Origin of the sequence: Cellulomonas septica (assembly GCF_012396155.1) — a bacterium.
In the GTDB taxonomy this organism is placed as follows: Bacteria; Actinomycetota; Actinomycetes; order Actinomycetales; family Cellulomonadaceae; genus Cellulomonas; species Cellulomonas septica.
The window spans coordinates 1-9,364 of the sequence record NZ_JAAXOY010000065.1 but is presented as its reverse complement, the minus strand read 5'-3'; the positions used below and the strand labels follow the sequence as shown (position 1 = coordinate 9,364).

Here is a 9,364-nt window from a genome sequence, read left to right as displayed (position 1 = left end):
GCCCGCGCCCACGGCCGCCGCGTCCCCGCCACCGTCCGCCCCGGTGGCGGCCACGCCGGGCAACGGGTGGTCGGTCCTCGGCCGCGCACTGAAGCCGCGGGTCAACCGCGCGCAGGTCCTCGCGGGTGTGCTGTGCGCGCTGCTCGGGTTCGCGCTCGCCGTGCAGATCCGGCAGACGAGCGACCTGAGCCTGTCGGGCATGCGTCAGGCGGACCTGGTCCGGATCCTCGACGAGGCGACGACGCGGGGTGACTCCCTCGAGCGCGAGCGTGCCGACCTCCTCGACGAGCGCGACGAGCTGCTCTCCGGGTCCGACACCCGGCAGGCCGCGCTCGACGCGCTGCGCCGGAGCGCCGAGACGCAGGGCATCCTCGCGGGTCGTCTGCCCGCGGAGGGCCGCGGCGTGGTCGTCACCGTCAGCGACAGCGGCGCGCAGGTGAAGTCGGTGACGATGCTCAACATGCTCGAGGAGCTGCGCAACGCGGGCGCCGAGGCGATGCAGCTCAACGACCTGCGGATCACCGCGAGCAGCGCGTTCACCGGGACGGCCGGCGCGATCCAGCTCGACGGCACGACGCTGACGCCGCCGTACGTGTGGAAGGTCATCGGCGACCCGGACACCATCGCGACCGCGCTGCAGATGCCGGGCGGCGCGTTCGCCGAGGTGCGCAACAACGGCGGGAACGCGTCGGTCGAGCAGCAGGACCTCGTCGAGGTCAGCGCGATCCGCGTCGTGCCGGACCCCGTGCACGCGACTCCGGTGCCCCCGGCAGCGGGCTGACCCGCGCGTCCAGGCGATCCGTGCTGCGACGACGCGCCGGCTCCGCATAGGGTGTGCCTGACCCCACCGAGGACGGTGCCGGGTGATCGGACGAGCAGGGCGCGCGGGAGGCGGAATGAGCGGCGACGAGCAGGCCCCTGGGGTCCCTGGACCGCAGACGGGTCGGCCCGCGTACGGTCCGGACACGACGATGTCGTTCGGTGCGCTCGAGCCCGTCGAGATCGAGGCCGCCGCGCCGGTCGGGCTGACGCCCGACGAGGTCGCCGCGGTGAACGCGCTCCCGCCGACGTCGGCGCTCCTCGTCATGCAGCGGGGGCCCAGCGCAGGTGCGCGGTTCCTCCTCGACGCCGACCGCACGGTCGCCGGCCGCTCGACCGAGGCCGACATCTTCCTCGACGACGTGACGGTGTCCCGCAAGCACGCCGAGTTCGTGCGCGACGGTCAGCAGTTCGTCGTGCGGGACATCGGCTCGCTCAACGGCACCTACGTCAACCGGACGCGCATCGACCAGGCCGTGCTGCGCTCGGGCGACGAGGTCCAGATCGGCAAGTACCGCATGACGTTCCACCCCAGCCCGCACCGCGAGGTCGCTCGCGGGTGAGCGCCGTCCTGGTCAGCACGGGTCCGTGGGGGAGGGACGCATGAGCGGCGCGCAGGCGCAGCGCACGCAGCAGGACGACCGGGCCGTCGCGCGCCCGGGGGCGACCGAGCCGTGGCCGCGGGGGATCTCCCGACGCGCGTCGATGCGGATCTCCGACGTCCTGGCCGCGCTGCGCATCGAGTTCCCGGCCGTCACGACGTCCAAGCTGCGCTTCCTCGAGGAGCAGGGGCTCGTCGAGCCGGTCCGCACACCCGCGGGCTACCGGCAGTACTCGCCGGCCGACATCGAGCGGCTCCGCTTCGTCCTGCGGCAGCAGCGCGACAAGTACATGCCGCTCAAGGTGATCGGCGAGCGGCTGGCCGCGCTCGACGCGGGCGAGGAGGAGGAGACCGCACCGCGGGCACGCCTCGCGACGCGCGACGGCGTCGTCCAGTCGGGCGAGGTGCGCTGGACGGTCGACGCGCTCGCCACCGAGGCGAACGTCGAGGTCGCCTTCGTCGAGGAGCTCGTCCAGGCCGGTGTCCTGCGGCCGCGTGGACGCTCGTCGTTCGACCCGTGGGCGCGTGACGTCGTCGTCGCAGCCGCCGCGCTGGCGGAGCACGGCATCGACGCCCGCCACCTGCGGCAGTTCCGGACCGCGGCCGACCGTCAGGCGGACCTCGTGGAGCAGGTCGTCGCCCCCTGGCGGGGTCGTCGTGGCGCCTCCGCGGCGGCGCGCGCGGGCACGGTCGCCGCCGAGGTCGGTGAGCTCTGCACCCAGATGCACACCGCGCTCGTGCGGGCCGCGGTCGCCGACCTGACCCCCTGAGCGCGTGCCCGGCCGTCTGCACGACGGGACGCGCCGATCCGCCGCCGACGTCGTACGTTGGACGCGTGGGCGAGGACGGCGGGATGGTGCAGGTGGAGGTCGTCGGGGTGCGTCAGCACCTGGCTGACGACGAGATCGTCGTGCTGCTGCTCGACCCCGAGTCCGAGCTGCTGGTCCCGATCCTCATCGGACCGACCGAGGCCAGCGCGATCGCGTCGGCGCAGGCCGGGATCGTGCCGCCCCGCCCGATGACGCACGACCTGCTGCGGGACGTCATCGTCGCGGCGGGCTCGAGCGTCGCGCACGTCGAGATCACCCGGCTCGAGGAGGGCGTCTTCCACGCCGAGCTCGTGCTCACGACCGGACCGCGCGTCGACTCGCGCGCCTCGGACGCGATCGCGCTCGCGCTGCGGTTCGGCTGCCCGGTGATGTGCGCGGCCGAGGTCGTGGCGGTCGCGGGTGTCGAGGTGCGGACCACGAGCACCGAGCAGGACCTCGAGCGATTCCGGAGGTTCCTCGACGTGGTGACGCCGGACGACTTCTCGACGGGGGAGGAGCCCGGCGAGAGTGGCCGTTAGGGCCCTCGACGTGCGCGAACGGGTGAACCTTCGACCTCAGGTGGAAGGTGAGACTCGCCGGGCGCGACACGCCAGGGCAGGGCGTCGTTGCATCGGGGTGACCGCAGGCCTAGCGTTGCAGGCAGTCGAGGACCAGCGCGCCGTCGGGCGGGCGAAAGTGGAGGACCCGTGAGCAGCAACGACAGCGCCGAGCAGCACCCCACCGCGGTGCCGCAGCGCGCGCAGGGCCTGCTGTTCGACGACGACCTGCCCGACCTCGACACCTACTCCGGGTACCGCGGGCCGACCGCCTGCCGCGCCGCCGGCATCACCTACCGGCAGCTCGACTACTGGGCCCGCACCGGGCTGGTCGAGCCGTCGATCCGCCCCGCGACCGGCTCCGGCACGCAGCGCCTCTACAGCTTCCGCGACATCCTCGTGCTCAAGGTCGTCAAGCGACTGCTCGACACGGGCGTCTCGCTCCAGCAGATCCGCACCGCGGTCGGCCACCTGCGCGAGCGCGGCGTCGACGACCTCGCGCAGATCACGCTCATGTCCGACGGTGCCTCGGTGTACGAGTGCACGTCGGCCGACGAGGTCATCGACCTCGTCCAGGGCGGTCAGGGCGTCTTCGGGATCGCCGTCGGGCGCGTCTGGCGCGAGGTCGAGGGTTCGCTCGCCGAGCTGCCGACCGAGCGCGCGGAGGACGAGGCGGCAGACGACGCCGCGCCTGCGCCTCACGACGAGCTCGCGCTGCGCCGGCAGGCGCGCTCCGCAGGCTGACGCACGACCCGACGACGCCCTCCACGCGAGCGTGGGGGGCGTCGTCGTGCTCGGAGACGGGTGAGGGCCGGAGACGGGTGAGGGTTGCAGACGCGCGTGCGGCCGGTCAGCGGCGCGGCGCGCGCATCGCGCGGTCGAGCAAGGTCTCGAACGTCGTCGCGAGCTCCGCGGCCGCGGCTCCGGGCCACGCGTGCACGGGCTGGGCGGCACCCTGCGCCTGCTGGAGCGCCGCGCGCTCGGGCACGAACGGCGACAGGACCAGCGGCCCGTACAGCGTGCGCAGCTCCTCCATGCGGAAGGCCTGCTCGACCGAGCGCGCCCGCACGCGGTTCACGACGATGCCGAGCGGCTGCAGCTGCGCGGCCGGGCCGCGGCGCAGCTCGTCGATCGTGCGCATCGCACGCCCCACCGCCATCACGGCGAACAGGCCCGGCTCGGTCACGACGACCGCACGGTCGCACGCCGTCAGGCCCGTGCGCGTGAGCGCGCCGAGCGACGGCGGGCAGTCGATCAGCACCAGGTCGTAGCCCGAGACCCAGGACAGCGCGAAGCGGAGGCGGTCGACGTCGCTCTCGTCGAGGCGGTCGTGGACCGCGGAGCGCTCGGAACCGGCGAGCACGTCGAGGCCGTCGTCGGCCCACGTGCTCAGGACGGTCGCGGCGGCGACCGACTCGGCGCCGGGCTCGCTCAGCACGCCCGCGACGTCGCCGGTCCCGGCCGCGCGTGCACCGAGCGCCATGGTCGCGTCGCCCTGCGGGTCGAGGTCGATGACGAGCGTGCGCACGCCGCGCTCGAGCGCCGCGGACGCGAGGCCGAGCGTCACCGACGTCTTGCCCACGCCACCCTTGAGACTGCACACCCCGAGCACCAGCACGGCGCCCACGGTACGGGCACGGCGGGCCTCCGAGGAAACCGGCGGCCCCCGTCGACAGGGTGATCGTCGCCGTCGCTCGCGGCCGGCGGCCGCCCGTGTCGCCGCCGGACCGCGCTCACGGCGTCCCTGGCGGACGAGGACGCGCTGACCTGCGGCGACGGCGCGCCGCAGGCAGACTGGGGCCATGACGACCCGACTGACCCGATGGGGACACTCGTGCGTGCGGCTGGAGCGCGACGGGGCGAGCCTCGTCATCGACCCCGGCAGCTTCTCCGACCTCGACGCGGCGCTCTCGGGCGCGCCGGCCGTCCTCGTGACCCACGAGCACGTCGACCACCTGGACGTGCCGCGCGTGGCCGAGGCGGTCGGGCAGGGACTCGAGGTGTGGGGGCCGCAGGCGGCGCTCGACGCGATCGTCGGTGCGGGCGCTCCGCAGGACCGGCTCCACGCCGTCCAGGACGGTGACACCGTCACCGTCGGACCGTTCGACGTCGCCGTGCTGGGGGAGTGGCACGCCCTCATCCACCCCGACGTGCCGCGCGTCGCCAACGTCGCGTACCTCGTGGACGGGGTGCTGCACCCCGGTGACGCGCTCGTCGACCCCGCGGGCCACGGCGTCGACGTGCTGCTCACGCCGCTCGCCGCACCGTGGCTCAAGATCGCGGAGGTCGTCGACTGGGTGCGTGCCGTGCGACCCGCCCGGATCGCGGTCATCCACGACGCGCAGCTCAGCGAAGCCGGTCGCGGGCTGTCCCGCACGCTGCTGGGGCGCCTCGGCGGCGCGGGCGACCCCGTCGACCTCGCGAACGGCGAGTCGCTCGACGTCTGACGGCCTTCCAGGACCACCCCCGCCCGCCGTACGGTGGGCGTCCACCTCGACCCGGCCAGCCGGGACCACGAAGGAGGCAGCGTGACGCAGCCCGTGGGGCACGACGTGCCCGAGCTCGAGTTCGACGAGACCGTCCCGCCGCGCCCGGAGGAGGAGATCGCCGACGTCGCACGGTCCGTCCCGGACCCCGAGGGTCACGGAGGCACCCTCCCGGCGCCCTGACGGCACCACCGCCCCAGCGCGGCGACCGCCGGGGCGCATCTGTGTCGGGGCGCATCTGTCGGGTGCGCGCATCCCGTCGCCGTGGGCCGGCCGATGGACGACGCGACTCCGCTCAGGGACGCCCTGACGTGCGCGTGCGCCGACGTGCGGCATGCTGGTCGCGTGCAGATCCACCGCGCCACCGAAGACGACTGGGCCCTCGTGCGGGACGTGCGTCTGCGGGCGTTGCGGGAGAGCCCTGAGGTGTTCGGCTCGTCCCTGGCGCGCGAGGAGTCGTTCCGCGAGTCGCACTGGCGCATGCGGGTCCGGACCGGCCCGACGTGGATCGCGGTCGACGAGCAGCAGGTGGGCCGCGGGCTCGTGTCGATGATCCAGGAGCCCGGGTCGCCCGTGGACGACCGGCACGTCGTCGCGCTGTGGGTCGCCCCGGAGACGCGTCGGCAGGGGATCGGCTGGTCGCTGCTCGACGCGGTCCGCGCCGCCGCCGTCGCCGACGGTGCGCGCACGCTCTCGCTGTGGATCCTCGACGGCAACAACGCGGCGGGGGACCTGTACGTGCGCGCCGGGTTCGCGCGGACGGGGGAGCGGCAGCCGCTGCCTCGGGACCCGTCGCTCGTGGAGGAGCGGTGGGTGCGCGAGCTCGACGAGCCGCAGCTGCGCTGACCGGACCATCGCCGTGCACGGCCGTCCACGACCGGCCTCGGCTGATCGAGACACCGACGGCTGGCGACGTCGGCGGGAGAGCGACAGCGAATCAGCCGGGCGCGTTCTGCCATAGTTGCTGCGCGGCGTGGGTGCCGGAGCTGCGGGGAGTCGTCGGGGGCGACGGACCACCGCCGCGCATGGCACGACGGTCTGCGCGGCCGCCGTCCGGACGGTGACCCGCAGACGGCGTGCGACTGACCTGACGGCCGTGTGCACGCCGGGTCCCGGTCGGCGTCGGCACGCGACCAGCGACGCGCGTCGCGTCACCCGAGGCGTCCTGGTCGTGCTGGCACGCGCGGTCGGTATCCGTGGTGTCGCTCGGCACGGTCCGGCACGCCAAGTCCGGCGCCTGGGGCGTCCTGGCACTCGTCGACGTCGAGGCGAACGTGCGTCGCGGCCATTGCGGCCCTCAAGCCGGATGTCCTCGTGCCACACGGGACGGAGCGGCGCGTCGGGACCGTCGTCGCGGGACGATCGCACAGGCGGCGGGACGGTACGTCAACGCACGATGGCGTACCGGGTCACCGCCCCGCCCGCCCCTCTCGACGGGTTTTCGACCATAGCCGGAACTTTGGCAGAACAAGGGAGGTGCCCCTCGCCGCGTCCGATCGCCGCGTCGTCACCCCGACGGCCCGTGCTCCACCGCTTCGTGACGCCCTCCCGTGCCCACCTCGGCTCTCGGGCCGTCCCGGACGGCGGCTCGTGCAGTTCTGGCGACCCGTGCAGTTCTGTGGGTTCGGCGGCGACGCTCTCGGGGCAGCCGCCGACGTCGCGCGTGCTCCTGCGGTGTCCCGGCATGCCCTCGCTGCCGAAGAGTCCAAGCCGGCCCGACCCGCCCGCGAACGTCCGAGCCCTCTGCTCTCTGCCCGACCAGCGCGCTCCGGACCCCGATCGCGAACGCCCGAGCTCTCCGCTCTGCTCGATCAGCACGCTCCGGACCCCGATCGGAACTTTGGCAGAACTCCGGCGCGTCCCCCGTCGACCGGTGATCTCGGCCCGTACGGTCGGGACATGGCCGTGCCCCTCGCCTCCGTCGTCGAGCCGTTCCTCACCGACCGCGCCACGCTCACGCGGCGCGGTCTCACCGACGGCTCCCGTGCGGGCTACCGCCAGGACGTCGCGACGTGGGCGCGTCAGATCGCGCAGGACGTCGGCCGGCTCACGGGCGACGAGGGCGAGGACCCGCTCGCGTTGCTCACGTCCGACGACCTCACGGAGCTCAACGTCAAGAACGCCTACCGGTCGATCCGTGGGCGTGAGGCCGCGTCGACCGTGCAACGCCGGGTGGGCACGCTCCGTCTGTTCGTCCGGTGGCTCCAGATGGAGGGGCACCTCGCCGTCGACCCGACGCTCCGCATCGAGGCCCCCGAGCGGCCGGTGCGCCTGCCAGCGGGATGGGACGACGCGGAGCTCCTGCGGCTCGCGAAGGTCGCGTGGGACGTCTCCCCCGGCGACAGCCGCCGCTGGCCGGCGCGGGACCGTGCGGCGTTCGCGCTGCTGTCGACGACCGGCGTGCGCGCGTCCGAGCTGTGCGGCCTGACGGACCGGTCGTTGCGCGTCGAGGAGGACGGCGAGGCCGTGCTCATCGTCATCGGCAAGGGCAACCGGCAGCGCAACGTCCCGGTCCCCCCGGAAGCGCTGCGCGTCGTGCAGGAGTACGTCGCCGAGCGGGACGACCGGTTCGGCCAGCGCGAGCACGGCGCTCCCCTGCTGCGCCTGTCGTCGGGCCGGCCGCTGCAGCGCGGCGCGCTCAACCACCTCGTCGACGGCTGGATCCGCCGCTCGGGCGTCTCGAAGCAGGAGGGCGAGGCGGCGCACGGCTTCCGGCACACCTTCGCGAAGGGGCTCATCCGCTCGGGCGTGCCGGCCCCCGCCGTGCAGGCGCTCCTGGGCCACGAGGACCTCAAGACGACCGGCATCTACGTGAAGGCCACCGCGGCGGACGTCCGGGACGCGGTGCTCGTCTCGCCGTCGCGACGCGTGCTGCGCGAGGTCGGCGCGGCCGAGGCGGCGACGGCAGCCGTGCCGTCCTGATCCCTGCCGGCCCTGGTCCCCGTCGGCCCCCGGTCCCCGTCGGTCCTGATCCGTGCCGTCGCGGTCAGTGCCGTCGCGGTCCGTGCCGTCCTGATCGAGGTCGGCCGTCCGCGTGCCGTCGCGTGGACCGCTCCGGCGTGCGCGACGATGGCGGCATGACCACCGAGGACGTCCGAGCCACCATCGCCGAGGTCGAGCAGCAGGAGCGCGAGCTCGTGCTCTCGTCGTTCACGAACGACGAGGCGTGGCGGCTCGGCTGCCTGCTCGTCGAGCTGGCCGAGGAGCGCGACCTGGCGGTGACGATCGACATCCGTCGCGGCACGCAGCAGCTCTTCCACGCGGCGCGCACGGGTACGACGCCCGACAACGACTCCTGGGTGGAGCGCAAGGTGCGCGTGGTCGAGCGGTTCGGCGCGTCGTCCTACCTCGTGGGGCTGCGCGCGAAGGAGCGCGGGACGACGTTCGCGGAGCAGCACGACCTGCCGCTCCAGCAGTACGCCGCGCACGGCGGTGCGTTCCCGGTGCGGGTGCACGGCGTCGGGCCGGTCGGCGTCGTCACCGTGTCCGGGCTGCCGCAGGCGGACGACCACGCACTCGTGGTGGAGGCGCTGCGCGCGTTCCTCGCCTGACGAGCCGTCCACAGCCCGCGTCCGGGGGCGCCGCTCCCCCGACTCGGCCGCGGACCCCGTGGGACGTCGGCGCGCGGACGACGCTGACGGCCATGACTGACGACCCGCACGACCTCGTCTGGGAGCCCGAGCGCGAGCCCGACCACGAGCGCGACGACCACGAGCCGCGCACCGGCCTCCCGGAGCCGGACGCCCCGACGCACGACACGGACTCACGCGTGCACGCCGACGACTGGTCCGACGTGCCGTGGCTGCTCGACCCCGCCCTCCCGGGCGACGGCGGGCTGCCCCGCGTGCCCACCCGGCCGCTGCGCGACCGCGACGACGTCCTGGACCTGCTCCTGCAGCTCGTCGGGCCGGAGCGCGCGGGCCCGCCCGCGCTGTGGTTCGTGCTGCTCGACGCCGACGACCGCTGCCTGCACGAGGAGGGGCGCACGCTCGTCGCGGTCCTGCACGACCTCAACCAGGCCGCGCGGTACGCGACGCACCTCGTCGCGATGCGGGACGGGCGCGTCGTCGCGGAGGGTCCGCCCGCCGAGGT

The 9,364-nt window shown here is 74.6% G+C and carries 11 protein-coding genes and 1 pseudogene; 11 read left to right on the top strand and 1 reads right to left on the bottom strand.

The window, feature by feature from the left end; translation table 11 throughout:
- From HGA02_RS04665 to HGA02_RS04645, 5 genes are all read left to right on the top strand, one after another.
- Window positions 1-781: DUF881 domain-containing protein (locus HGA02_RS04665; protein ID WP_210728167.1), on the top strand; the 781-nt coding region annotated here is incomplete at its 5' end.
- Between the two features lie 115 nt (window positions 782-896).
- On the top strand, window positions 897-1,382 hold the full coding sequence (locus HGA02_RS04660) for an FHA domain-containing protein (RefSeq protein ID WP_124343432.1): 486 nt from the start codon (window positions 897-899) through the stop codon (window positions 1,380-1,382).
- 40 nt (window positions 1,383-1,422) lie between these two features.
- Window positions 1,423-2,190 (top strand): transcriptional regulator FtsR, encoded by a 768-nt coding sequence (ftsR, locus tag HGA02_RS04655; RefSeq protein WP_168678020.1) that lies wholly within the window; start codon window positions 1,423-1,425, stop codon window positions 2,188-2,190.
- An 83-nt stretch (window positions 2,191-2,273) separates the two neighbouring features.
- On the top strand, window positions 2,274-2,768 hold the full coding sequence (locus HGA02_RS04650; protein ID WP_168678022.1) for a bifunctional nuclease family protein: 495 nt from the start codon (window positions 2,274-2,276) through the stop codon (window positions 2,766-2,768).
- A gap of 168 nt (window positions 2,769-2,936) precedes the next feature.
- Window positions 2,937-3,530, top strand: coding sequence for a MerR family transcriptional regulator (locus HGA02_RS04645; protein WP_168678019.1), 594 nt, complete (start codon window positions 2,937-2,939; stop codon window positions 3,528-3,530).
- A gap of 106 nt (window positions 3,531-3,636) precedes the next feature.
- On the opposite strand, the gene HGA02_RS04640 is transcribed toward HGA02_RS04645, so the two are convergent.
- Window positions 3,637-4,404 (bottom strand): ParA family protein, encoded by a 768-nt coding sequence (locus tag HGA02_RS04640; RefSeq protein WP_124343436.1) that lies wholly within the window; start codon window positions 4,402-4,404, stop codon window positions 3,637-3,639.
- Between the two features lie 184 nt (window positions 4,405-4,588).
- Between HGA02_RS04640 and HGA02_RS04635 the strand changes: the two genes are divergently transcribed.
- The 6 genes and pseudogenes from HGA02_RS04635 to HGA02_RS20765 all read left to right on the top strand — a co-directional run.
- Window positions 4,589-5,233: an MBL fold metallo-hydrolase gene (locus tag HGA02_RS04635; protein WP_168678018.1), complete on the top strand. Its 645-nt coding sequence runs from the start codon at window positions 4,589-4,591 to the stop codon at window positions 5,231-5,233.
- Window positions 5,234-5,314: 81 nt separating this feature from the next.
- On the top strand, window positions 5,315-5,455 hold the full coding sequence (locus HGA02_RS04630) for a hypothetical protein (RefSeq protein ID WP_168678017.1): 141 nt from the start codon (window positions 5,315-5,317) through the stop codon (window positions 5,453-5,455).
- 162 nt (window positions 5,456-5,617) lie between these two features.
- Window positions 5,618-6,118: a GNAT family N-acetyltransferase gene (locus tag HGA02_RS04625; protein WP_168678016.1), complete on the top strand. Its 501-nt coding sequence runs from the start codon at window positions 5,618-5,620 to the stop codon at window positions 6,116-6,118.
- Window positions 6,119-7,171: 1,053 nt separating this feature from the next.
- Window positions 7,172-8,194: a tyrosine-type recombinase/integrase gene (locus HGA02_RS04620; RefSeq protein WP_168678015.1), complete on the top strand. Its 1,023-nt coding sequence runs from the start codon at window positions 7,172-7,174 to the stop codon at window positions 8,192-8,194.
- A gap of 155 nt (window positions 8,195-8,349) precedes the next feature.
- Window positions 8,350-8,823 (top strand): heme-degrading domain-containing protein, encoded by a 474-nt coding sequence (locus HGA02_RS04615; protein WP_162354238.1) that lies wholly within the window; start codon window positions 8,350-8,352, stop codon window positions 8,821-8,823.
- A gap of 92 nt (window positions 8,824-8,915) precedes the next feature.
- Window positions 8,916-9,364, top strand: a pseudogene (locus HGA02_RS20765) (ABC transporter ATP-binding protein); the annotation flags it as partial.